The sequence below is a fragment of the Proteiniphilum acetatigenes DSM 18083 genome (assembly GCF_000380985.1).
Lineage (GTDB): Bacteria > Bacteroidota > Bacteroidia > Bacteroidales > Dysgonomonadaceae > Proteiniphilum > Proteiniphilum acetatigenes.
This window is the reverse complement of the sequence record NZ_KB905693.1, coordinates 183973-208019: the sequence shown is the minus strand read 5'-3', so window position 1 is coordinate 208019 and position 24047 is coordinate 183973. Positions and strand designations below refer to the sequence as shown.

At 41.4% G+C, this 24047-nt stretch carries 20 protein-coding genes and 1 tRNA gene; 11 read left to right on the top strand and 10 right to left on the bottom strand.

The features are described from left to right. Window positions 1-105: 105 nt before the first annotated feature. From F597_RS0102905 to F597_RS0102895, 3 genes are all read right to left on the bottom strand, one after another. Window positions 106-825: a LytR/AlgR family response regulator transcription factor gene (locus tag F597_RS0102905; protein ID WP_019538210.1), complete on the bottom strand. Its 720-nt coding sequence runs from the start codon at window positions 823-825 to the stop codon at window positions 106-108. Then, the gene (locus tag F597_RS0102900; protein ID WP_019538209.1) at window positions 822-2027 is read right to left on the bottom strand and encodes a sensor histidine kinase; all 1206 of its coding nucleotides are present in this window, start codon (window positions 2025-2027) and stop codon (window positions 822-824) included. Before F597_RS0102900 ends, F597_RS0102905 begins: the two co-directional genes overlap by 4 nt. A 100-nt stretch (window positions 2028-2127) precedes the next feature. Next, window positions 2128-4035 carry a carbohydrate-binding domain-containing protein gene (locus tag F597_RS0102895; protein ID WP_019538208.1) on the bottom strand — a complete coding sequence of 636 codons (1908 nt, stop codon included), beginning with the start codon at window positions 4033-4035 and terminating at the stop codon, window positions 2128-2130. Between the two features lie 250 nt (window positions 4036-4285). Here F597_RS0102895 and F597_RS0102890 point away from each other — a divergent pair, with 250 nt between their 5' ends. From F597_RS0102890 to F597_RS0102875, 4 genes are all read left to right on the top strand, one after another. Further along, complete coding sequence (locus F597_RS0102890) at window positions 4286-5464, top strand: ferric reductase-like transmembrane domain-containing protein (RefSeq protein WP_019538207.1); 1179 nt, start codon at window positions 4286-4288, stop codon at window positions 5462-5464. Window positions 5465-5545: 81 nt separating this feature from the next. After that, on the top strand, window positions 5546-6865 hold the full coding sequence (locus F597_RS0102885; protein WP_019538206.1) for a serine hydrolase domain-containing protein: 1320 nt from the start codon (window positions 5546-5548) through the stop codon (window positions 6863-6865). Between the two features lie 157 nt (window positions 6866-7022). Then, window positions 7023-7349, top strand: a complete 327-nt coding sequence (locus F597_RS0102880) for an ArsR/SmtB family transcription factor (protein WP_019538205.1) — start codon at window positions 7023-7025, stop codon at window positions 7347-7349. Then, entirely contained in the window at window positions 7346-7849 is a 504-nt protein-coding gene (locus F597_RS0102875; protein ID WP_019538204.1) for an SRPBCC family protein, read from the top strand. Before F597_RS0102880 ends, F597_RS0102875 begins: the two co-directional genes overlap by 4 nt. 161 nt (window positions 7850-8010) lie before the next feature. On the opposite strand, the gene F597_RS0102870 is transcribed toward F597_RS0102875, so the two are convergent. Continuing rightward, complete coding sequence (locus tag F597_RS0102870) at window positions 8011-8616, bottom strand: hypothetical protein (protein ID WP_221406087.1); 606 nt, start codon at window positions 8614-8616, stop codon at window positions 8011-8013. A gap of 150 nt (window positions 8617-8766) precedes the next feature. Here F597_RS0102870 and F597_RS0102865 point away from each other — a divergent pair, with 150 nt between their 5' ends. The 3 genes from F597_RS0102865 to F597_RS0102850 all read left to right on the top strand — a co-directional run bounded on the left by F597_RS0102865 (window position 8767) and on the right by F597_RS0102850 (window position 11881). Continuing rightward, window positions 8767-9087 (top strand): MerR family transcriptional regulator, encoded by a 321-nt coding sequence (locus tag F597_RS0102865; protein WP_019538202.1) that lies wholly within the window; start codon window positions 8767-8769, stop codon window positions 9085-9087. A gap of 199 nt (window positions 9088-9286) precedes the next feature. Further along, on the top strand, window positions 9287-10015 hold the full coding sequence (locus F597_RS0102860; RefSeq protein WP_019538201.1) for a nitroreductase family protein: 729 nt from the start codon (window positions 9287-9289) through the stop codon (window positions 10013-10015). A 573-nt stretch (window positions 10016-10588) separates the two neighbouring features. Further along, window positions 10589-11881 carry a hypothetical protein gene (locus F597_RS0102850; RefSeq protein WP_139224069.1) on the top strand — a complete coding sequence of 431 codons (1293 nt, stop codon included), beginning with the start codon at window positions 10589-10591 and terminating at the stop codon, window positions 11879-11881. A 225-nt stretch (window positions 11882-12106) separates the two neighbouring features. On the opposite strand, the gene F597_RS0102845 is transcribed toward F597_RS0102850, so the two are convergent. Next, a tRNA-Arg gene (locus F597_RS0102845) sits at window positions 12107-12180 on the bottom strand. A gap of 251 nt (window positions 12181-12431) precedes the next feature. Between F597_RS0102845 and F597_RS0102840 the strand changes: the two genes are divergently transcribed. Next, on the top strand, window positions 12432-13718 hold the full coding sequence (locus F597_RS0102840; RefSeq protein WP_019538198.1) for a Gfo/Idh/MocA family protein: 1287 nt from the start codon (window positions 12432-12434) through the stop codon (window positions 13716-13718). A 45-nt stretch (window positions 13719-13763) separates the two neighbouring features. Next, window positions 13764-15119, top strand: coding sequence for a GntT/GntP/DsdX family permease (locus tag F597_RS0102835; RefSeq protein ID WP_019538197.1), 1356 nt, complete (start codon window positions 13764-13766; stop codon window positions 15117-15119). A 108-nt stretch (window positions 15120-15227) separates the two neighbouring features. Here the strand turns inward: F597_RS0102835 and F597_RS0102830 are convergent, their stop codons facing one another. Further along, window positions 15228-16562 carry an NADP-specific glutamate dehydrogenase gene (locus F597_RS0102830; RefSeq protein ID WP_019538196.1) on the bottom strand — a complete coding sequence of 445 codons (1335 nt, stop codon included), beginning with the start codon at window positions 16560-16562 and terminating at the stop codon, window positions 15228-15230. Between the two features lie 240 nt (window positions 16563-16802). After that, window positions 16803-16973 carry a hypothetical protein gene (locus tag F597_RS22530; RefSeq protein ID WP_019538195.1) on the bottom strand — a complete coding sequence of 57 codons (171 nt, stop codon included), beginning with the start codon at window positions 16971-16973 and terminating at the stop codon, window positions 16803-16805. A gap of 369 nt (window positions 16974-17342) precedes the next feature. Between F597_RS22530 and glmS the strand changes: the two genes are divergently transcribed. Next, a complete protein-coding gene (gene glmS, locus F597_RS0102820) occupies window positions 17343-19184 on the top strand; it encodes a glutamine--fructose-6-phosphate transaminase (isomerizing) (RefSeq protein WP_019538194.1) in 1842 nt (613 codons plus the stop codon). Between the two features lie 130 nt (window positions 19185-19314). Further along, on the top strand, window positions 19315-19677 hold the full coding sequence (locus F597_RS0102815; protein ID WP_019538193.1) for a carboxypeptidase-like regulatory domain-containing protein: 363 nt from the start codon (window positions 19315-19317) through the stop codon (window positions 19675-19677). 114 nt (window positions 19678-19791) lie between these two features. On the opposite strand, the gene F597_RS0102810 is transcribed toward F597_RS0102815, so the two are convergent. The 3 genes from F597_RS0102810 to F597_RS0102800 all read right to left on the bottom strand — a co-directional run bounded on the left by F597_RS0102810 (window position 19792) and on the right by F597_RS0102800 (window position 24004). Next, a complete protein-coding gene (locus tag F597_RS0102810) occupies window positions 19792-22071 on the bottom strand; it encodes an inorganic phosphate transporter (RefSeq protein ID WP_019538192.1) in 2280 nt (759 codons plus the stop codon). A 160-nt stretch (window positions 22072-22231) separates the two neighbouring features. Next, a complete protein-coding gene (locus F597_RS0102805) occupies window positions 22232-22717 on the bottom strand; it encodes a toxin-antitoxin system YwqK family antitoxin (protein ID WP_019538191.1) in 486 nt (161 codons plus the stop codon). 126 nt (window positions 22718-22843) lie between these two features. Continuing rightward, entirely contained in the window at window positions 22844-24004 is a 1161-nt protein-coding gene (locus F597_RS0102800; protein ID WP_026327052.1) for a hypothetical protein, read from the bottom strand. Window positions 24005-24047: the final 43 nt, after the last annotated feature.

Sequence of the window (24047 nt, the reverse complement as noted above, 5' to 3'; positions counted from 1 at the left end):
TTTAATCATATGAAACGAATGTAATAAATTATCAAACACAGAGTCAGGTTCTCTTTGGTATGCTAAAACAAAAACGTGTTACTTGTACTTCCTGAATAATACGGTTTATTTCCTATGAATATTCTCGTTGATATATTTTCTCAGGTCTTTTTCGTATAGTTTGCCTACAGGTATATTCATTTCATTGGTGAGTATTATGTGCTTTCTTTCAATACATTTTATCGAAGAAATATTCACAATAAAAGATCGATGCACACGAAGAAATAAGTCTGACGGTAATGTCTCCTGATACGATTTTAGGCTGCCGAGTGTCATGATCGGTTTTTTATCTTCCAGGAATATACGTACATATTCACTTCGGCTTTCGATAAAAATTATGTCTTCGATGTCTATGGCCATTGTCTTATATTCCGACCGGACAAAGATTATATGCTTACCGCCCTTTCCCTCTTTTATCCCCTGCATTAACAGATATTGCCGATACACTCTCTCTGCTGAACGTAAAAAGTCCAGGTAATCGATCGGTTTAAGAAGATAATCAGTCGCATCCACTTTAAATCCATCCAATGCATATTCGGAATGGGCAGTAGTGAACACAACCAATGGTTTTTGATTCATGCTCCGGACAAATTCCAACCCGTTGAGCCCAGGCATCTCTATATCCACAAATATCGCATCGGCTTTATTCCCTGAAAGCCATTTCTGTGCGACCAGCGCGTTACGGAATGATCCTGCCAGTTCAAGAAAATCAGTATCAAGTATATATCTTGACAGTTGCTGGAGTGCCAGAGGTTCGTCGTCTATCGCTATGCATCTAACCTTCATGTTTTGACAGGTATATTGAGATTCGCTATAAACACTCCGTTGCCGCTATATATTTCCAGACTATAGTTGTCCTTTCCGAAAAGCAGCTCCAGACGCTTTCTCAGGTTATCTAATCCCATCCCCTTTACAGATGCAGAATCCAGAGGATCGGTGGGTAAAGTATTTGCAACGGAATAAAAAAGATGTTCATTTTCAATCGTCATCCGTGAATGGATACATGATTTGCCGCTTATATTAATTCCATGCTTGAAAGCATTTTCTATCAATGTAATTAGAAGCAAAGGCGGTATCTGAGCATGAAGCATATCCTGCGGATATACAGAAATTATCTCCACATCGTCTGTATATCGTATCCGCATAAGCGCTATATAATTTTCTATAAACTCTATTTCTTTTTCCAGCGTGATAAAAGGTTTTTCTGCCTCATACAACACATATCGCATCAGTTTAGACAATTCAACTACCGTCCGCTTTGCTTTTTTGCCGTCAATGTCTATCAGCGCATGAATATTATTGAGCGTATTCATGAAAAAATGGGGATTTATCTGAGCTTTCAGATAGTTCAGTTCATTACGCAGATTCCGTCTTTCCAGTTCATCGAGTTGTTTGGCATCGTTCATGGACTTGAAAAGAAGGCGCACTGCTATGTTAAATCCCGTGACCAACATTGCCATTAATAATCCGTTCAGATATGGTCCCCATTTCTTGGGAAATTGCATCAACGGCGGACCTTTTTTCTGATCTCCGGGTGGCGGACCCTTAAAGGGTGATGGTTTTATTCTCTCCTCGTGAGGAGATGTTTTCTCTTCATATGGAGATATTTTTTCACCGTGATCGGGTCTTTTTTCCTCGCGGGAATAATCTCCATTCTTTTTCCTGAATACCTGTTCTTTCTTCGGGTGTGGGTTGGGATTCAGACTGTCTGTTATAAGTGGCCTGGCAATAAAAAGAAAAAGGATTGATATGAGAAGTAACCCGATATACAACAGATGTTTTTTCCGGAAAAGGAACACAGGGATCAACAGGTAATTGTTAAGTAAAAAGAGTAAGGCAAAAGGTAGTAACGCTATCCAATATCTTCTCACATCGTTCCAATGAATACTCCCCTCAAAGCTGTAACCGGCCAAAGGTATGATAAACAAGACAAGCCATATAAAGGCATATATCAGGTTTTCGAGTATATATTGTTTCTTCTTGATCACTTGTTACCCTGCCCCGGTTTAAAATAGATACCGCTGTTATGCAAAGATAACATAACAGCGGTATTATCTGTTTACTCATCAACTATATTAACAAATCATCCTATCGTCCTCCACCTCCCTGGGATGTACCTACGGTACTAACCGAACCCGTAGCTGAACCGGTCGTGAAAGTTCCGGCAGATGTACCTTTGGCATAGGTTGCCCCGGTATAGAAGCCATGAAAATCAGTGCCGCCCGATATGCTGCCTCCGGTGTAAATCGTGTATCCTGTATTCGCCGCAAGGGACGGACTGCTGAAAAGCATCGTCATTCGTGAAGAATAGGTTTTCGGCAGCTTGAATGTTAAAACCTCCTGTCCGCCCGAAGTGCTTTCTATCCTTATGTACTGGATATTGGATGTGGAAGAATTGAAAACCAGTGAACGTTGGGTGCAATAAGCTGCCGTAGGACTGCTGGTAGCGCCACCGATACCGATAAGCGTACCTCCGGTAATCGTAAAGCGGCTGTTATCGCAATCAAACCCTCCCTCTGGTTGGGAAGCTCCGGCCGCAACGATGACACCGCCGGTTACCGTGAGCGTGCCGTTCGAGTCGATAGCATCGTTGGTTGTGCTGTTACAGTATATATTTCCTCCGTCTATCTGTATATGTGTGGTTGCATTGATCGCATCATCATAAGCTACAATATCTATTTCTCCACCGGTGATGGTCAGTGTGGATTTGCTTTCCAATCCTTCGGCCTCGGTTTTGGATGTGCGTATCTTGATATTACCTCCGTTAATTGTCAGGTTCCCGTCACTTTTTATCGCCTTGGCTGCTGTATCGTAGCTGCTGTTGTAAACGTACTGGTCGCCGGTTGTGGTAACCGTTACAGTTCCACCATTGATGATAAGCGTGCCGTCGGCATTGATTCCTTTACCGCCTTTTCCTGCACTTAACAGGGTAAGTGTTCCGTCTTCCATAAGGAAATTGCCATCGCACTTGATACCTGCGGCTGAAGAAGTATCCTGTTCATCTGTATCCCAGATAGCATCACCGGCACTGTTCACAGTAATATCTCCTTTGCGGATTGTGATGTCTCCCGTGGGTTTGATCCCTTTTGATGCTGCACCATACGTGGTTATCTCGATCTTCCCGGTCGATTCGATTTCTACATTGTATTTCGTCTTTATGGCATGGCCTTTCTCTCCGGTGGTAATAATGTTTATGTCCCCTCCGGTAATTGAAATCGGCACCTTTTTACTCTCACTCTCTATTCCGTCGCCAACAGAGCGTATCGTAAGGGTACCGCCCGAAATAGTTATCTCGTCGTTCGTATGGATCCCGTCACTTGCAGCTTCCTTAATATTGATAGTTCCTCCTGTGATTGTCAGTGCGCCGTCCGTACAAAGCCCATGTTTGTTCTTGCCGCGTATTTCGAGAGTGCCGTTCCCGCCAATCTCGACGTTACCTTCGCTGAAGAAAGTCGCTTTCATATCCTCCCCGTCAGTGTAGGTGTATGTTGATCCGTCGATAAGACGATTGTTGGTTTTGTCCACAAGGGTAACCGTGCCTTTCTTCTTGTTTTGAATGTTTATCGCGGCGCCATTCGGATTAGTTATCCCGACACCATTCAATACAAGTCCGAACTTTTCTTCACCATAGATCTTCACAGATCCGTCAGCAATTATCCCTGAAAGTACATAGTTCAATTCTGATCCGGAAACCGTCGAAGTGATGACAATATGTCCATTGTCATTTTCTACAGTCACTCCGTTATTCTCAAACGGGTTGGTAACTGAAGCGTCATTTGAAGAAAATGCAATCAAAACAGCATTTTCATAACTAATGCTTTGGGAGTTGGGATTGAGATCATCGTCATCCGTATCACCCGAATCTTCAGGTATTTCAGGATCCGGGTCAGCCTGTTCTGTTTCCTCCGGTTCAGATTCTGTAAAGTCATCCTTACTACAAGCGTACATCATCACTACGGCAAGGCTCAGGCATATAATCAATAAATTCTTCTTCATAATGCGTTGTTATTTATCATGAGTTTTCATCGCAAATGTAGCAACAACACTTCTCTTCCGGTAAAGTAATCAACTAACGGCGCTTTTTTGTCAACGAATGGAAGGGATGTATATTCAGCGTACCCTAAAATTTAATCATTATTTTTTGGTATTAAAGCTGATTTAAATCCTTGATTATAGGGATTGCCCACTTAATCAAATTAACTGAACTTTGCACATTCAAATAAAAAGAAAAAATAAAAATATTTGTATGATTAAATTTTTCATTGATTTTATTCAGTTTTTGAATTCAACTGCACCCTTGCTCACCTCCCTTGCTATATTTACCTTGTTAGCTGTATTATTGTCAAAATCAATAAAAAAGCATGCAACAATATACTACATCGTCCTGGCAATACCTTTCGCTATGGTAGCCATTCCCTTTGTATGCCGGTTATTCGGAATTGAGATGTTTAGTTTTAGCCAGATCCCGTTTCTGGGAGGTATTTTAAGAGATTATATCCATTTTGGCACATTCGCATTTCCCATACTGATCATTGTCATGTATGCAGGAGCGCTAAATCCCGGAATTCTATGGGTAAAAAAACTTCTAAAGATCCGTAAGGAGCTTTCTATCATATCAGGCTTTCCTGTACTCACTCATGCCCTTATTCGCGTGACCGGCACTTTCCCCAATTCGCTCAGGTATTTCACAAATAATGCGGAATACATGGCAAATACGAATGTTACCAACGAGTTGGGTGCCGGAATAAGTAATTTCAGTTTTGTACTTGGCATTGTATTGCTCGTTTTGTTCATACCGCTTTGGGTAACCTCTTTCGACTCGATACACAAACGTATGGGAAATGTAAAGTGGAAAAGACTCCAAAAATGGTCATACCCTTTCTATGCTCTCCTGTTTATTCATGCAATGGGAATACAGGTGGGCGGAATGCTCAATCCACGTGGAGGTTCAAGACCAGCACAAGCGGTTGAAGTATCGGCAAATACAGAAACAAACAGAAGGACGGACAATAAAACTGCCACTATTATCACGCCCCAACATACCGGGCAAGGGAAGTCACTAACCGTGGAAAGGCGGGATAATCATCACGAAACCGGTAATCAGTCGGGTGGAAGTCTCACGGTCAGAAACCAAGAGAATGGAAATCGCACCATTGAAAATCACGCAAATAAAAGCTATGCCAAACATGCTAAACAGATGAATGACAGCATCTCGAATTCAAGGGAATCCGGACGCGACCAGGGCAAAATTGTCAGTTCGGGAAGAGACGGACATGCACGAAGCATCGGATTTACCGATATCAATGTCAGTCGCGAGGTAAAACGGTACATCCATATTGCTTCACTTATTCTAATTTTTGGTTTATATCTTTATTTAAGGCTTAGAAAAGCAAAAAAAGATGCTGCAAGAAGAAGGACAAAATAAGTTTTTCAGTTTATTGGGTGAACAAACTATAAAACTGTTATCTTTACTGAGATTTATAGGAACCCAATAACAATAACCTGAATGAAAAGGATATTCTTTACGACACTGCTTATCGGTATTTTATACCAGGTTGGCCTTGCTCAGAACTTTGACGAAACCAAATTGGATAACTACTTTAATGCTCTTGAAGCAAACAATAAATTTATGGGAAGTGTGGCCGTTTCCCGGAATGGAAAAATCATTTATGCAAAATCCATAGGATTTTTGGATTTTGAGAATAATATCAAGGCAGACGAAAATACAAAATACAGAATTGGTTCAATATCAAAAACTTTTACAGCAGTTTTGGTCTTGAAAGCTGTGGAAGATAAGAAACTGGGATTAAATCAAACAATTGACAAGTATTTTCCAACTATCAAAAATGCTGAGAAAATAACCATACAGCATTTACTCAACCATCGAAGTGGAATACATAATTTTACCAATGACAAAGAGTATCTGACCTGGAACACCCAACCGAGGACAGAAAAAGAAATGGTAGGAATTATTGCTAAATCAGGTAGCGATTTTGCACCGGATACCCAATCACAATACAGCAACTCGAACTATGTACTTTTGACCTACATTCTTGAAAAGTGTTTCAAAAAATCGTATGCCGAATTATTGAAAGAATATATTACCCAACCTTTAGGGCTGGAAAACACTTATTTGGGAGGAAAGATAGATACTTCTAAAAAAGAGAGTAAATCATACAGATATCTGGAAACATGGAATACTGAACCCGAAACGGATATTTCCATTCCCCTGGGTGCAGGAGGCATTGTCTCCACACCAAGCGACCTGGTAAAATTCAGCAATGCATTATTCGAAGGAAAACTCTTACACAAAGAAAGTCTTGAAATAATGACAACGTTTAAAGACCAATACGGAATGGGATTGTTTCAAATTCCTTTTTACGACAAGATCGGCTACGGTCATACAGGAGGTATAGATGGATTCAGCTCGGTATTTTCACATTTTCCGGATGGAAATATTTCCTATGCTCTGACCTCAAACGGAACGAACTATAATAATAATAACATATCCATTGCGGTTTTAAGTGCTGTTTGCGACAAACCTTATGATATTCCTGAATTTTCCACTTATGAGGTGAGTGCTGAAGATTTGGACAAGTATTTGGGTGTTTATTCGTCAGCACAGATTCCGTTAAAAGTAACGATAACCAAAGAGAATAAAACACTTATCGCACAAGGTACGGGGCAGCCTTCCTTTCCACTTGAAGCAACAGAAAAAGATAAGTTCAGATTTGACCAGGCAAATCTGGTTTTAGAATTTAATCCGACAGATAAAACAATGTTACTGAAACAAGGTGGAGGGCAGTTTATATTTACAAGAGAATAAAAAGCACATCCTACAAACACAAAAAAACCAGCGGTCATTTTAGGACGATCTGCCAGACAGACAATTCCAACATTTATCTTCGACTTCTTAAAAAAATCACAGAAAAATTTGCGAAACCAAAAAGTTGCACTTATATTTGCAACCAAATAATTGCATAATGGAGATCAGACGAGATATTTTTCAAGCGATTGCAGACCCGACAAGACGGGCAATCATCACCCTAATTGCTTTACAGGCAATGACACCCAATGCCATTGCCGAACACTTCGACATAACCCGACAAGCGGTATCCAAACATCTACGGATTTTGGCAGAGTGCGAACTGGTAAAACCGGAGCAGAAGGGCAGAGAAATCTATTATCAACTTGAAATAGAAAAAATGAAAGAAATAGATAAATGGTTGGAGCAGTTCCGTAAAATTTGGGAAACCCGTTTCGACCAACTTGACAATTTATTAGTAACATTTAAAAACCAGCAAAAATGAACAACAATCTTTTATTCGATTTTTCCGTGAATAAGGAAAACAAAAACATTCACATAAAACGTGAATTTGATGCCGATCTCGAATTGGTTTGGAAAGCATGGACCACAGCCGAATTGCTTGACCGGTGGTGGGGACCGAAACCCTGGAGAGCAGAAACCAAAACAATGGATTTCCGGGAAGGTGGATTTTGGCATTATGCAATGGTAGGCCCCGAAGGGGAAAAGCATTGGAGTAAGGCTTCGTACATTACTATCGAGAAAGAAAAATCATTTACTGCAAAAGACGGATTTTGTGATGAAAACGGAACAATGGATCCTGCATTCCCTCAAAATTTATGGGAGAACAACTTTATTCCGAAAGAAAACAAAGTGCAGGTCGATATGATACTTACTTTCGATACACTTGCCGATCTTGAAAAAATCATAGAAATGGGCTTTAAAGAGGGTATGACAATGGGATTAGAGCAGTTGGACGAATTATTATCAACTTTAAAAAAATAAACACCAAACAGACAAAATAAAACAACGGTCTACAATGGGTTTGACGTCGGCCAGGCCGACGTTCGCGGAACTGTTTACCAGGCATAGCGGTGTGGCTACAAGAACCACAAACCGCTATGTCATTTTAAAAAATCCTTACTCATTAATAAATTCTTCTGCGGTCAAGTGTTCTCCAAAACCCAGCTATCATGCAACCACTTCTCTGTAAAGCGTTTATGCTCAATTGTATTCCATCTTATATTGCGTTCAAAGGTAATGATGGAACCGTCAAACCCAACGATTACCCAAGTGTAGTCGTTCCTGGAAGAACGATAGCACTTATACTTCATACCTGCCAAAATGGTTTTTTCCCCATCCACAAGGATTTCCTCATCGTGCCTTTCTATCCATAAATTTTTTAGATCATTTGCGAGAGTTCCGTCCAACTTTAAAAGAAAGTCCCTTGCTATCTTCTCTGTCTCGGATTTAGAAAGCATATTCAAGTTGGAATACCTGACATCCATGTTCGTAAAACCTAAGATCTGTCTCTCATTTTCGGAAACTATAAAGGAATAGTGTTCACCCATCAAACCCTTGTTTACATCCTTTTCAAACCGGAATAGATAAGCCGCAACATTATCAGCCTTAACTTTACTGACCGAATGGAATTGATAGCCTGTCGGGATTTTAATGGTTTTACTGAATATATCCAGATAGGGTTGCATTTCACTTATAGAAATCCGTTCATTCTTGATGATATCCAGATTGTCTGCTCTTATTGTCATCATATTTGTCATAATTAATAAACTACTAAAAATTAAAATTACTTTTTTCATACTGTGATTGACTATTATCTACAATTATTGTAATTAACTTACAATTGCAAAGTAAAAACTATTTTTCTACATTTGCAACATTAATCGCAGATAATTTACAAAATGAGGAAATCAGAAGCAAATAAAGAACTCTCGTTTGACTTTGATTTTTTAGATAAATTGGTTGTAGGTATCGGTGAAGTCTCACAAATAACCAATATTCCAACCCGTCAAATTCGCTATTGGGAGGACAAAGGGATCATCAAAAGCCTTACAGAAGTAGAAGGCAAAAACAGACGTTATAATTATGAGAACATAAAAAAGATGCTACTCATTAAGGAAATGATAGATGAGGGATACACACTTGATGCGGCAGCTGAAAAGGTCAAAAAACGAATGGAGATGATTGAGGAGACTTTAAATAAGTTGCAGAAAAAGAGCTGATGGAATAAATTTTTCACTTTGTTGAGCACTGAACCCATAATACGCGCAATGAATGAAATACCAATAATAATCCAGGCACATAAACAGAGATTGTGTTACAAAATACGTTGATTCAGATACTTCCATTTTGTTTTTATTCAGGATATTTGTATTGTTAATAACAACCGCATTTGCGGGACAACAATAATATTGAGTCAAGATGAATTTAGAAGAAGTACTCCGTTTTCGCCGTTCTGTACGGATTTATGACAAGGAAAAGCCCATCGATACCGACAAGGTAAAACATTGTCTGGAATTGGCAACGCTGGCTCCCAATAGTTCTAATATGCAATTATGGGAATTTCACCACATCACAGATCCGCAATTATTATCCAAAATTTCAAAAGCCTGCCTCGACCAGACCGCTACTTCCACAGCTTCGCAAATTGTAGTTTTCGTTACACGTCAGGATTTATACCGCAAGAGAGCAAAGTCTGTTTTGGACTTTGAAAGAGGGAATATCCGGCGAAACAGCCCCAAAGAACGTCAGACAAAACGTATCAAAGACAGGGAATTGTATTATGGAAAAATAGTATCCCTTCTCTATGCACGTTTTTTCGGCTTACTTGGGATGTTCAGGGTACTTTTGACAAAGGGTATCGGAATCTTCCGAACCATAACCCGGGAAGTGTCGGAAAATGATATACGTGTAGTGGTGCACAAATCCTGTGCATTGGCAGCCCAGACTTTTATGATTGCTATGGCAAATGAAGGTTATGATACTTGTCCGTTAGAAGGATTCGATAGTAAAGTTTTGAAAAGAGTATTAAAATTACCTCATGGTGCTGAGGTCAATATGGTGGTTTCATGTGGCATCAGGAAAGGCAACGACGGAATTTGGGGAGAGCGATACAGAGTTCCATTTGAGGAAGTATATGTCAGGGTTTAGGATAGACCTTCATCTTTTTTTGGGGGTAAGTCCCTTTACATTATAATATCGGCGTTCAATCTGTCAAAACAGGCACGATAACTTTCATTGATTTCCGTATGTCCTGTCTTTACCAATACGATACTATCCACGAACCGGATCATCTGGCAGATACCTTCCAATTCTGTGTGGGTAAAGATTTTCTTTGCGGTCTCATCAGGAGAAATGCAATTTCTCGATAAAACACAAACTTGCGATAAGATAAAAATTGTCAGGATTGATAAAGATATATTTAGTTCTTTATTGATGATTCTGCTAAATTGATAGAAGTAATTGGGAAGGATTATTGAATCTTTATATTAATTATTTATATTTGCATGATTTATAGTTCTAGTAACATAATAATCAATACTCAATTCACACAGATCGAGTACATCTATATCATTTACGTAATAACCATTTTATAACATAAGCAACATGGAGAGGACGACTTTACCGTTTTACTATTTCGTTTGGATACTTAGTTTATCCATGATAACAATATCTTGTAAGGATGATATTGAAAACGAGGGAGAAGCCGGAAAACTGACTCGTATGAATATCGAAGATGCAAAATTATTATACATCTCTTCTCAAAATTCCAGTTCAAAACTTTATGGTGTTAAGAACGCGTCATCGTTGAGATCAACATCTGACAAAAATGATCAGGTTTATGAAGTAGAGTATTACGATAACAAAGGCAAGACGATTCAAGACAAAATACCTCATTATCTTTATGATGCCCGAGATTATCTGATGGCAATATTTAAAGATCCTCATGATTTATATGCTTATGAGGGATATCTCGTCCGAAAAAAGGATGGAAAGGCATTTGAGATTCCTCAAGAATATATCCCTATCGTCGATGGACACAATGATATGATTTTCAATGCAAATACGAATAAACGACGATTCAGATATATCCCTGTTCTTCAAGATTGGGATTTTCTGAACGTATGCTTCGATAAGTATGACAATCTCTATTATTCGTCTTCAAAATGTCTGAGCAGTGGTGAATGCCCTAACATTCTGCATCGTATATCCATAACTGCCAATAATCATATTAATTTTACTCCAATTTCTGTAGAGAGCGAGTCAGTGTGGGGCTTTTGCATTGATAAGGAAGGAAACGCCTTGTACGGCCGTGCCGGCGGTGAATGGATGAGATACGTGAGTGCTGACGGAAGTATTGGTGAACCAATTCCTGCAATTATAAGAGAGAAGTATAGTGATGTTGCTGTCGCTGCTTGTAATTTAGTATGGAGCGGTACTGAGGATATAATGGCACTATACGAATATATGGCTGAATATGACGAGGAACTCGATGGATATATCCATTTCCCTGACAGAAAATATTTTTTGATGAAACTAAGAGATGGGCAGTTCGAAAGGGTTAAGGAGTTAAAATTGAAATTTGTTGGCGACAACTTACCATCCTCGTATAATGTATTCTATGTCGGAGGAAAAGTTATGTATAGTTATTTTTTTGAAGGTACAGCCATATTGGTTGATATCTCCAGTATGGATTCATACCGGGAAATACTCTGCGCTGTTGAGGCCAACATTGTAATTGATGACAAATTATATAATTTCGATAAAGAAACCTTCTCGCTGACACATATAAATATTGAAAATGGGGCCACTACACCTGTTTTCAACTTAGATATGTCACCATTGAATGGTTATGTCAATATATCTATAATGGAAGTTACCGAGAGTGGCGTGTTATTTGCAGCTCATCGGGTGTCAGACAGAATAAATGTGGTTGCGAAAATAGATCTGGATAATGAATTTACGATCTTACAGAGCAATTCCGGAATGATTTCGGTTATAACAACATTGGATTAGTTGAGTGATATCCCATGATGCGAGACACTGTTTCGTGGGACACTCTCAATAATTATCTAATTTGCACACACATCTCTACATCAAAATATCCATTCTCGGATTCTGTCGGATATTGATCGAAACACAATTCTGCTGCAATCTGATAGCCTGATTCAGGGAACTGTGTATGACCAAAAACAAAAAGGTACTCACCGAAAATTATCGATAAGTACCTTATTTTTAAAGTGATCCGGGCGGGATTCGAACCCACGACCCACAGCTTAGAAGGCTGTTGCTCTATCCAGCTGAGCTACCGGACCATCCTTTTGAGGCTGCAAAAATAACGCAATTCTCAGAATAAAAAAAATTTATGATTCGCTAATTTATATATCTTTGTAGGATTCGGCTGCCTCGGCTTATTGTTGGCAGAAAATAGGGGTATACAGAATTGTTTTAATTACTGAACATTCTGCCGGAGCATACGTTAATAAAAAAAGTGCACGATTTTAACAATACAACTATCCATTATTCAGGATATTATATTCCTTAACCCGATTCTTAATTCAGCAATATGGACAGAAGAACCTTTATCAAAAAATCATCACTGACAACAGCCGCAGTAGCAACAGGATTTCATTCACCGTTGTTTGCACAGGATACCTCTAATTTAAAGATCGGACTTATCGGAAGCGGATGGTACGGTATGGTGATCGCTAAAGCGGCATTGCAGGGAGGCGGAGTGGAGATAGCTGCCATCTGTGACGTGGATACTGCCAATCTGAAAAATAGTGCAACCGAACTGGAAACATTACAGGGAGTAAAACCAAAAGAGTTTAAGGATTATCATGAGTTGCTAAATCTGCCGGAGTTGGATGCAATATTAATAGGAACACCTCCTCATTGGCATGCCCTGCAATTCATAGATACCTGCAAGAAAGGACTACCTATCTACTGTGAAAAACCGCTGGCTTACGATGTGGATGAAGGGAAAGCCATGATAGAAGCGGCACGGAAGGCCGGTAATATTGTGCAGATCGGTTTCCAACGTCGTCAGAGTAAAGCATTCCAAAAAGCCAGAGAACTCATCCAAACCGGAGAGATAGGCAGAGTGCGACAGATAGGTGCACAAATACATTACAACCCGGGCAATGCAGATACCACTGTGCAGGATCCACCCTCTTCACTGGACTGGGACGCATGGTGCGGTCCTGCCCCAAAACTCCCCTACAGTCCATCCATCGGGCACGGAAATTGGAGACTGGAGAAAGAATACGGCAATGGTCACCTGGTGGACTGGGGTATCCATCATATAGATATTATCCGTACCATTATGGATTTCAAAATGCCTGAATCGATCCATGCTACCGGGAGCCTCGATGTGCTGAAAGGAAGAATAACTACACCCGATACCCTTTTGGCAACCATGCATTTCAAAGATTGCCCGGTTGTCTGGCAACACAGGCTTTGGGGTACCGGAGACCTGAATCCTCAATTCAACAATGGCGTATTTTTCTATGGAGAGAAAGCAACTCTGTTTGCTGCTGACAATAAACTGATACTGACACCTGCGGGAAGAGACCGGGAACAGCAGGTAATGGATATCGATACACCCGATATGCAGGAAAAGCATCTTGCCGAATTTATCCATGCAGTAAGGACGAAAGATAAAAATCTGGTAAGCTGTAAAGTTGAGGATGCCTTCCAATCGACTGCTGCAGTACAGTTAGCGATGATCTCATATGAAACGGCCAGTGAAGTGAAATGGGATGCTACCGGAAATACAATTTCGGGGAATGACAGTGCCAGAAAATTATCAGCACGTCCATACCGTCAAGGATATATAAGGCCGACATACTGATAAACAAACTTTTTTACAGATATCTATTTAATCTACCAGACAAGCATGTCGACACTCTTTTTAATCTTTACCATCCTATCGGCAGTAGCCATTCTTCTGTTCATGGTCTTGAAACTCAAGATCAGTGCATTTATTGCATTGCTGATCACCTCCATTTATGTAGGGATTGTTTCAGGGATGCCGCTGAACGACATTACCCAATCCATTCAGGAAGGGATGGCAGGGACACTTGGCTTTGTAGCAACAGTAGTCGGATTGGGAGCAATCTTCGGGCAGATGCTCGAAAGTTCGGGAGGAGCTGAGTCTCTGGCAGATTATTTGGTAAGAAAGTTTGGAAAAGAGAGAGCCCCATGGGCAATGGTTACGACCGGTTTTATTGTCGCTATTCCTGTCTTTTTCGACGTGGGGTTTATCATTCTGGTCCCTATTGTGTATGCCCTATCGCGCGACACCAAACGTTCGCTGCTCTATTACGCCATACCTTTGCTGGCTGGTCTGGCGGTTACCCATAGTTTCATTCCGCCTACCCCCGGACCGGTAGCAGTGGCTGATATTATCAACGCCCAATTAGGATGGGTTATTCTGATGGGATTTATTCTGGGAATTCCCACAGCCATTATTGCAGGACCTGTCTTCGGAAAATATATCTCCAAAAAGATACACCTGATGCCTCCTTATAGTGATGATGATACTCCCAGGGAGTTCGATACAAAGTCGTATCCCTCATTCCGGTTAATTGCGATTATCATCTCTATCCCACTCCTACTTATACTCCTCAATACATTTACTACTGTAGCGGTTTCGAAAGAAATTGTGAGAAAATCGGTCTTCACCGACGTACTGGAATTTATCGGACATCCTTTTTCTGCACTGATCATTGCCACCCTTATTGCTACCTATTTCTTGTGCATAAAAAGAGGGATGGACAAGCAGAAAATTCTCGACTTAAGTACAAAAGCATTGGGGCCTGCGGGAATTATCATCCTGATTACCGGTGCTGGTGGTGTATTGAAACAAGTATTGGTAGATAGCGGTATCGGACAGGTTATGGCAGAATCGATGTCCAACTCGCCTTTGCCACCCATCCTGCTGGCATGGCTTATTGCAGCCGTAGTACGGGTAACACAGGGTTCAGCTACCGTAGCAATGATCACTGCAGCAAGTATAATCGCTCCTATTATCAGTGAATTCGGATTGAACGATCCTCAACGCGCACTGGTGGTAATCGCCATTGCCTCAGGCGCCACCTTGCTGTCACATGTCAACGATAGCGGATTCTGGCTGGTAGGGAAATACCTGGGTATGAATGAAAAGCAAACACTGCAGAGCTGGACTGTAATGGAAAGTATCATCGCTTTTTGCGGATTGATATTTACGCTGACAGCCGGTTTATTCTTTTAGAGAAACCCTCACCTTTTGTTTGGATTGTGACCCGGAAAGTGGAGCGAAGATAAATTGAAAGCACAAAAAAAGCGACCAAAGCCGCTTTTTCTATATTAAGTATAAATATTACAAGATGCCCTGGCCCATCATCGCTTTGGCTACTTTCATAAAACCGGCGATATTGGCGCCTTTTACGTAGTTAATGTAACCGTCGCTTTCTTTACCGTATTTCATGCAATTTTCGTGGATATTGGCCATGATCCATTTCAGTTTTTCATCGACTTGTTCTGCCGACCAACTATAGCGTTCTGAGTTTTGTGTCATTTCCAATCCCGACACCGACACTCCACCGGCATTTGCTGCCTTACCGGGGGCATACAATATTTTATTCGACTGGAAAACCGCGATAGCTTCAGGAGTGCTTGGCATATTGGCTCCTTCGGAAACAGCGATCACACCGTTCTCTACAAGCGCTTCAGCATCCGCCTGGTCAATCTCGTTCTGAGTGGCCGAAGGTAGTGCGATATCTCCTTTTTCTCCCCACGGACGTGCTCCGGGAACATATTTACATCCATATTCTTCTGCATATTCGCGGATGCGTCCCCGATAGAGATTCTTCAGTTCCATCACAAATTCCAGTTTCTCTTTCGTGATGCCATCCGGATCATAGATATAACCGTCGGAATCGGACAAGGTGACGGGAATAGCTCCTAACTCCAACAGTTTCTCGCAGGTATATTGGGCCACGTTCCCCGATCCGGAAACCAAACATTTTTTTCCTTTGATATCGATATTCTGGGTTTTCAGCATTTCCAGCAGGAAATAGACATTCCCGTAGCCGGTAGCTTCAGGACGAATGAGCGATCCGCCAAATTCACGCCCCTTCCCAGTGAATGTGCCGGTGAATTCTTCGGCCAACTTCTTGTACTTACCAAACATATAACCCACTTCACGGCCACCTACGCCGATATCGCCGGCAGGTACATCAGTATTGGGACCGATCACGCGCCATAGGCCCTCCACAAAGGCCTGGCAGAAACGCATCACTTCCCCGTCGGACTTGCCGCGTGGTGAAAAGTCGGAACCACCTTTGGCACCACCCATCGGCAATGTAGTAAGTGCATTCTTGAATGTCTGTTCAAAAGCAAGGAATTTCAAAATAGAAGGCGACACCGAAGCGTGAAAGCGAATTCCCCCTTTATACGGCCCAATGGCATTGTTATGCTGTACCCGGTAACCCATGTTGGTCTGTACATTGCCCTTATCATCGACCCATGTAACACGGAAAGAATGGATCTTATCGGGGATAACCAACCGCTCGATCAGGTTTGCTTTTTCAAACTCGGGATGCTCGTTGTACACATCCTCAATGGATTCCACTACTTCTTCCACGGCCTGGTGATATTCCGGCTCGTTAGGAAAACGCCTTTTTAGAAGACCTAAAACTTCTGAAGATTTCATACGTCAATATTAATTTTTTTACACTAAGGTCCTACGGAAAGCCCTCCGGTACATTGAGATAAACCGGGCAAGCCTCACAATAATCACGATCCCGGTTCTAATCAATTAGAATCCGGTTTCCTGAAAAAACCTCACAACTAAATACTGTTATTAAATAAGCACTTTGAAATGCAAAGGTAGAAATAAATTTCTAAAACAAAAATATTTCATGTTTTTTTATTAAATCTGTTAGTAAAACAGCTATTTTTTTAGATTTCTGTAAACAGGAATAAAAACAATTACCCCCGACATCAGAATGGAGATAACAGTGAACGGGGTTATTGTTGCATATAAAAGGATATAGACAACCAGTACAATCCAAAGGATAATGATAAATGCAATCTGTGTTTGAGAGAGTTTCTTTCTTGCCATACTTTTCAAAATAGGTATCACAAAGATAATATCTCATACCTCTCAGGCAAAGCATTATACCGTAAAATTAAAAGATATATGTATTTCCAGTTTCTACAAACATTTTGATTAAATACCGACTTATCTGAAATCAAAATGATATTTTTATAAGTAAAAACATATCATTAACATATAATATTAAATAATATATCATCTTTTTTCTTTGATATTTCAAAAAGATAATGCATTTTTGCACATCGTTATTAAAAATCACCCGAACATGACAGTTAAATTCAGTCGGTTTTTAGTATTACATTCCCCTTGTTGTCTGCCCGATCCGGTAGACAATTTATCTTCTTATATCATCAATCCATTTAAAATTAATCATATATGTGCGGAATAGTCGGATATATCGGTAATAGACAAGCTTACCCCATTTTAATGAAAGGGCTCCACAGGCTCGAATATCGTGGATATGATAGTGCCGGAGTCGCTTTGATAGATAATGTACACCTCAAAGTGTACAAGGCAAAAGGAAAAGTAGATGAATTGGAGCAATTCGCACAACAAAAAGATATCGCAGGAACGATCGGAATCGCGCATACCCGCTGGGCAACCCATGGAGAGCCGAATCATAATAATGCGCACCCTCATTATTCACAATCGGAAGAGATCGCCATCATTCATAACGGGATCATTGAAAACTACACGGTTCTGAAAGAAGGGTTGATGAAAGAGGGATACACATTCCAGAGCGAAACCGATACGGAGGTATTGGTGCAGTTGATAGAATATATGAAGAAAACAAATGCCACCGATCTACCCACCGCGGTACAGCTGGCATTGAGTCAGGTTGTCGGAGCCTATGCCATTGCCGTTCTCGACAAACACCATCCGGATCTGATTGTGGCAGCCAGAAAGGGTAGTCCTTTGGTGATAGGCATAGGAGAAGATGAATATTTTATCGGTTCCGATGCAACACCCATCATTGAATACACTAACAAGGTCACCTATATAGGTGAGGAAGAGATTGTCACCATAAAACGGAACGAACCACTTAAGATAAAGACAATAGGCAATATCGATAAAACTCCGCAGATCCAGCAACTCGAACTGACCCTCAGCCAACTCGAGAAGGGAGGATACCCCCATTTCATGTTGAAAGAGATATTTGAGCAACCTCACTCCCTGAGTGATTGTATGCGGGGCAGGGTGAATGTCGACAAGGATAATATCACTTTGGCCGGTTTTATCGACAACAGAGAGAAATTTCTGAATGCCAAACGAATTATTATTACTGCCTGCGGTACTTCCTGGCATGCTGCACAGATCGGCATGTACGCAATTGAAGAGTATGCCCGGATCCCGGTCGAAGTGGAGTATTCATCCGAATTCCGTTACCGGAAGCCGGTAATCCACAAAAATGATATTGTGATCGCCATCTCCCAATCGGGGGAAACTGCCGATACATTGGCAGCGGTAGAACTTGCCAAACAGCACGGAGCATTTATCTTCGGCATTTGTAACGTAGTAGGCTCATCTATTCCGAGAAATACACACTCAGGGTGTTATACCCATGTAGGCCCTGAAATCGGTGTGGCCTCTACAAAAGCCTTCACGGCACAGGTGACCGTCCTCACCATGCTGGCTATCCTCATCGGAAAGGAGAACGGAACAATTTCACACGATGAGTACCTGAAACTGATCCGGGAATTAAGCCTGATACCGGACAAGGTAAGTGAAGTCTTGAAGAAGAATGATCAGATTGCCGAACTGGCGAAGACGTTTACCTATGCGAGCAACTGTATTTACCTGGGTAGAGGGTACAATTTTCCGATAGCATTGGAGGGAGCTCTGAAACTGAAAGAGATCTCCTATATACATGCCGAGGGTTATCCTGCCGCCGAAATGAAACATGGCCCTATAGCGCTTATCAGCAATGAAATGCCGGTTATAGCCATTGCCACTCAATCCGAAACTTACGGAAAAGTGCTGAGTAATATTCAGGAAATAAAAGCCCGTAAAGGAAGGATCATTTCGATAGTCACCGAGGGAGACAATATAATAAAAGGTCTCTCATCCCATAGCATAGAAGTACCCGCCACCATGCCCTGCTTAGCCCCTTTGCTTGCTGTTATTCCCCTTCAATTACTGGCATACCATATTGCGGTAGTAAAAGGATGCGATGTGGATCAACCTCGAAACCTGGCAAAGTCAGTGACGGTTGAATAAGCAAATACCGGATTGTTTTGGTTGTAACAAAAACTTAACTATAACTTAATCAAAACGTAACGCCCTATATGGTGTTATCTCCCTATTTTTGTGTGGTTTTATAGATTAAGTTGACAAAAAAACATCCATTATGAGATCTGTATTAATATTCGGTTGCTCTCTATTGATTTCGGTGTCTGCTTTTGCTTTCACTGACAATAACAGCGAAAAGAAAAGTAAAGAGTCCACATCGGTAGACCGTGTGGAGAATGTGAAAGCGTTACAACTGACCGGCTCAGTTGTAGACGATAAGAACAAAGAGACACTTGCCGGTGCGACTATTATTGTGGACGGAAAGAAATATTATTCCGACCTTGAGGGGCAATTTAGCATCTCAGATGTAAATCCCGGCAAATATGAACTAACGGTTGAATTGATTTCTTACGAACCCTATACAACTGAAATCGACCTTACAAAAAATCAAAACCTTAACGTTAGTTTATTGCAAAAATAGGTAGTATAAATAAAAAAACTGAAAGAGAGAGGCGGGATCTGAAACGATTCCGCCTCTCAATGTCTAAATCGGATAATAAATACATAGTATTACCCAACTGTTACTTAATACTCTTTAGATATCGAGAGAAACTTTCGCAAGTAGTGAGCCGGTATTTCGCTCTGATACCGACTTGGCGTATTGTGCCTTGAAGTTACGGTGCGACTTCATCAGATTACTCGATTGTAGCGTGATGATTTTCGATTCATTGACCAGATTCAGGAAAAGGATGCTGCTCCGGGTAGTCGACTCTCCTGCTTTCACCCGTTTAATCTGACGTTTGGTCAATTTGGGATTCAAATCCAGGATGGTTTCCCGCATATTCACTATCTGACTAAACTGGTTGTAATCTCCTGATTTTTCCATTTTCTCGTACTCTGTAAACGCTTCAGAAAGAATTTTATAAATGACCTTCAGGTCTTCGATCTGTTCTTTTGAGAATGCGGTGTGATTGTTGTCGATATACTGGAATGTATTCTCTGTTACTGCTTTCAATGATTTGGTAATCTCATAGGAGTAGTCTACCAACTGCACATATTCCTGTTCAAGATCCAGTGCATTGAGTTGTATGCTTTCCAACGTGGGTACCACCTCATAATCCCGTTTATCCTTGAATCTTTCATACAACTCATAGGCTTCACCCATCGCTTTCTTTACAAGCTTTCTATCCTCATCTTTCAATCCTTCTACTACACGTTTATAGATCGAGAGCGTTTTTTCCAGCATCAGATACACGTCATTATTACAGGATGCGACCAGTTGTTGTTCACTGGAAAGGATTTGTTGTTGCTGCTGTTCTTTGGATTTCAGTTTGGAGTGCAATCTACCCGATTTAAACAGGATAAAGACAACCAGGAACACCATGACAGCGAGGGCGATCTTACCACCCCACATCAGGAACAACCCCACGATCATGGAGGCAGTGAAAGCCACCAATGCTGTCAGTAGCCAACCTGCTACCACCGTAAGAACGCCGTTAATCCGGTACACGGCGCTCTCCCGTCCCCAGGCCCGGTCGGCCAGGGAGCTCCCCATTGCCACCATAAAAGTAACATAGGTGGTAGACAAGGGTAATTTCAACGATGTCCCGAGCGAGATCAATAAAGCCGCAATAGTAAGATTGACGGATGCCCGTATCAAATCGAAAGAGGCTTTGTCTTCCAGTTCTACCGGTTCGAATCGTTTATTAATGAAACTTTTTGCCGATGCAGGCATTATCTTACTGATCGATTTACTAAAATTGAGGCTGCTCCTTACCATGTGGCGTGAAAGGGGTGATGAGGAGAATCGCTCCACTCCGTCTCCTTTCCGGGCAAGATTTACTTCCGTTTCGGTGACAGACCGGGATTTTTTGGAAAACCAGAGCGCCAGCACCATGATCACTCCGGCAGCCAGCAACCACCAGATATTGGCGACGACCGGCTCTGACAACCGGCCCATATGGAGTTGATTGATATCACCTCCTGAAGCAGTCACTTCCCGCGCTATCTGGAATGAATCGTAGCCAGCCATGGATACACCGATAAAATTCACCAGGTCGTTCCCGGCAAATGCCATTGCCAATGCAGCGGTTCCGGTCAGCACAATCACTTTCAGTATCTTTACGCGGAAAAGATGTTGGAGTATCGCCATGAACACCGTCCATCCGATAAAAGTATACAGAAGGGCAGTTCCCATATTATGTTCCAGATAATCGAGCATACCCTGGCTTACCAGCACACTTCCTTTTAATCCCTTAAAAATGGCAAAGTAGGTAATCGCTGTAAGCGCAATACCTCCCCAGATGGCGCCCAGATATTTAAACGGCTTGGCATAATTGAAAGAAAATATTAACCGGGAGACATACATAATGGCACTACCTGCTACAAATGCAATAGCGATAGAAATAAATATACCACCAATAATAGCCAAGGCTTTCCCGCTGTTAAGGAATTCGCCAATGTGTTCGCCCGATCCTGAAGTCCAGACGGAGAACAGGGCAACCGCCACCGCTGCGCCAAGTAGTTCGAATACCAGAGAAACAGTAGTAGAAGTAGGTAATCCAAACGTATTGAACAGGTCAAGCAGAATAACATCCGTAAGCATCACTGCCAGGAACAGGATCATAATAGCCGGGAATGTGAATTTCTCCGGATAAAATACCCCACTTCGGGCGATCTCCATCATCCCGCTGGAGAACATCGTCCCGATCATCACTCCTATAGAGGCGACCGTGAGGATCACCCAAAGGGGTGCTACTTTTGATCCGATACTCGAATTGAGAAAGTTGACCGCATCGTTTGCCACACCTACGATGAGGTCGAGTGCTGCCAGGCCTAGAAGAATAATTACAATGATTAAATAAATAGGGTCCATTTAGTGCCGAATTATTTTGGGCACAAAGGTCTCTTATAAATGTTACAAATTGGTTACGATCCTGTTACAATATTGTTAAGATTACAGCGATAATTCGAAACTGTATTTCCAATTTATTTTCATTATGTAAATCTTATCTTTTTGATGCCAAAAAATAGTATCAATATCTTTTCTCATCTATTAACTCACCTTTATCATTCCACATTTTCCAGATCCCGATCTTTTTACCGTCGTAGTAGTTCATTTCATACCGTTGTGTTCCCAATTCATCCCATATCCGCCATGTCCCATGCTTTTGCCCGTTCCTGTATTCAGCTTCGGAGATCAGCTGCCCCGATAAGTCATAATTCCTCCACAGACCATGTAGTTTCCCATTTTTATAGGAACGTACCTCTTTGGGCTTCCGGTTTTCGAAATAGACAATATAAGGACCTTCCGGCAGACCGTTCTTTATCTGCATTTCCAGCTTGATCGTATTATTCTCGTAATACTCCCGGTAATCTCCTGAATAGAGTTCCATTTGCGCCCTGTCCCGATAATAAACTCCCCCCGATTGGTATAACTGCGGTGTGTCCTGCGGTCTCTGTGCAGGCAGACCCAGCACTATAAAGAAACCGGCCATCAATAACCATATTTTATTTCTCATTCGTTTTTCTTTTGTAATATTATATCCACACAATAACAAGAGTCATTATTTCTCAGTAATATATATAGTAAAAAACACCTTGATTTGCACCAAGGTATTTTTTATCTCTTAATAGCATAACACTTTTTAAAACTGATATCCCGTCCAGGCAAAGATATCGGTAGGACAACCGGTGTTATTATTGTCAGTTGTTATATTAGCAACACCTTTAATACCATCATCTACGGTATTCATTAACGGAGTGCTTAATGCGTTTGTAATACTGATCACGGAAGCAGGGTTACCAACTCCTTTTCCATCGGTCATATCTACAAGGTCTCTTGCTTGCCCCTGACCTTTTACCAAAGCATTTTCTATCGTTGCTTTGGCTCCACGACGAATCTTCAAGACAGCATGCATAAAATATCCTTCAGTAGTACTGGGTTGAAGACGCAGGTCAATGGTCATGTTCCTGATCGTAAAGTCAGACTGACCGGTTTGATTGGGACTGTTTCCATCGAGATTTCCATCCGCTTCCACACCACGGGGGTCTTCTTCAGAACTGACAAATCCGGGCTCCCAGATCCCATACGCATTCTCCAATGTTCCGTTATAACCTTGTGTCATGTCAAACATATCGTCATCAGAATTCACTACCAACAGATTCTTTACATTGACGGAACCACCAAAAAATTCGATACCGTCGTCGGCACCATCGGGAATGTAAATATTTTCAATTTTGGTACCGTTACCGACACCGTTCAGTGTAAGTCCATTGTGTTCCACATCGGCACTTGAACGGGCTCCGGTATAGGCAAGTATCAAATAAGAGATAGACCCTGAATTATCTGCAGCGTTGGTTCCACCGTACGTATAGGCGTTATTGATTTCCGTCTTACCGGTCTCGCCTCCAGAGAGAGGAGCTCTCCCGTTGATAATCAATCCACCCCAGTGTCCCTGTTCCGCATTCTCTATGTTGGCGGTCATTGTTACAGGCGCTTCGGCAGTACCGTTTACATTGATCTTACCTCCCTGTAGTACCAGAATATAGCTTCCGAATCCTTTCTGGGCTTTAATGGTGGTTCCGGCAGGAATATTTAATGTAGCGCCATCTTCTACGATTAGCGGACCGGTCAATAGATATTCCACGGAGGCATCGAGGGTTCTTGTATCCTGAATTGATCCGGACAATTTATTATCATCCGTAGGATCGGTTCCATTGTCATTGTCATCATCACCGCAGGAAGTCAACACAACCGGTGTCAACATTGCAGCAAACATCAAAAAACTAAAAAAAATCTTTTTCATCTTGTCAATCATTTAGTGAATAAATAATGTAATAAAATAGGTT

What these genes read in the sequence shown, in the direction of transcription:
- F597_RS0102860 (WP_019538201.1), top strand. Translation starts at nt 9,287, where the DNA reads ATGAATTTAGAAGAAGTACTCCGTTTTCGCCGTTCTGTACGGATTTAT.
- F597_RS0102870 (WP_221406087.1), bottom strand. Translation starts at nt 8,616, where the DNA reads ATGATGACAATAAGAGCAGACAATCTGGATATCATCAAGAATGAACGG.
- F597_RS0102880 (WP_019538205.1), top strand. Translation starts at nt 7,023, where the DNA reads ATGGAGATCAGACGAGATATTTTTCAAGCGATTGCAGACCCGACAAGA.
- F597_RS0102800 (WP_026327052.1), bottom strand. Translation starts at nt 24,004, where the DNA reads ATGAAAAAGATTTTTTTTAGTTTTTTGATGTTTGCTGCAATGTTGACA.
- F597_RS0102805 (WP_019538191.1), bottom strand. Translation starts at nt 22,717, where the DNA reads ATGAGAAATAAAATATGGTTATTGATGGCCGGTTTCTTTATAGTGCTG.
- F597_RS0102850 (WP_139224069.1), top strand. Translation starts at nt 10,589, where the DNA reads ATGAATATCGAAGATGCAAAATTATTATACATCTCTTCTCAAAATTCC.
- F597_RS0102810 (WP_019538192.1), bottom strand. Translation starts at nt 22,071, where the DNA reads ATGGACCCTATTTATTTAATCATTGTAATTATTCTTCTAGGCCTGGCA.
- F597_RS22530 (WP_019538195.1), bottom strand. Translation starts at nt 16,973, where the DNA reads ATGGCAAGAAAGAAACTCTCTCAAACACAGATTGCATTTATCATTATC.
- glmS (WP_019538194.1), top strand. Translation starts at nt 17,343, where the DNA reads ATGTGCGGAATAGTCGGATATATCGGTAATAGACAAGCTTACCCCATT.
- F597_RS0102815 (WP_019538193.1), top strand. Translation starts at nt 19,315, where the DNA reads ATGAGATCTGTATTAATATTCGGTTGCTCTCTATTGATTTCGGTGTCT.
- F597_RS0102905 (WP_019538210.1), bottom strand. Translation starts at nt 825, where the DNA reads ATGAAGGTTAGATGCATAGCGATAGACGACGAACCTCTGGCACTCCAG.
- F597_RS0102865 (WP_019538202.1), top strand. Translation starts at nt 8,767, where the DNA reads ATGAGGAAATCAGAAGCAAATAAAGAACTCTCGTTTGACTTTGATTTT.
- F597_RS0102875 (WP_019538204.1), top strand. Translation starts at nt 7,346, where the DNA reads ATGAACAACAATCTTTTATTCGATTTTTCCGTGAATAAGGAAAACAAA.
- F597_RS0102840 (WP_019538198.1), top strand. Translation starts at nt 12,432, where the DNA reads ATGGACAGAAGAACCTTTATCAAAAAATCATCACTGACAACAGCCGCA.
- F597_RS0102835 (WP_019538197.1), top strand. Translation starts at nt 13,764, where the DNA reads ATGTCGACACTCTTTTTAATCTTTACCATCCTATCGGCAGTAGCCATT.
- F597_RS0102890 (WP_019538207.1), top strand. Translation starts at nt 4,286, where the DNA reads ATGATTAAATTTTTCATTGATTTTATTCAGTTTTTGAATTCAACTGCA.
- F597_RS0102895 (WP_019538208.1), bottom strand. Translation starts at nt 4,035, where the DNA reads ATGAAGAAGAATTTATTGATTATATGCCTGAGCCTTGCCGTAGTGATG.
- F597_RS0102830 (WP_019538196.1), bottom strand. Translation starts at nt 16,562, where the DNA reads ATGAAATCTTCAGAAGTTTTAGGTCTTCTAAAAAGGCGTTTTCCTAAC.
- F597_RS0102885 (WP_019538206.1), top strand. Translation starts at nt 5,546, where the DNA reads ATGAAAAGGATATTCTTTACGACACTGCTTATCGGTATTTTATACCAG.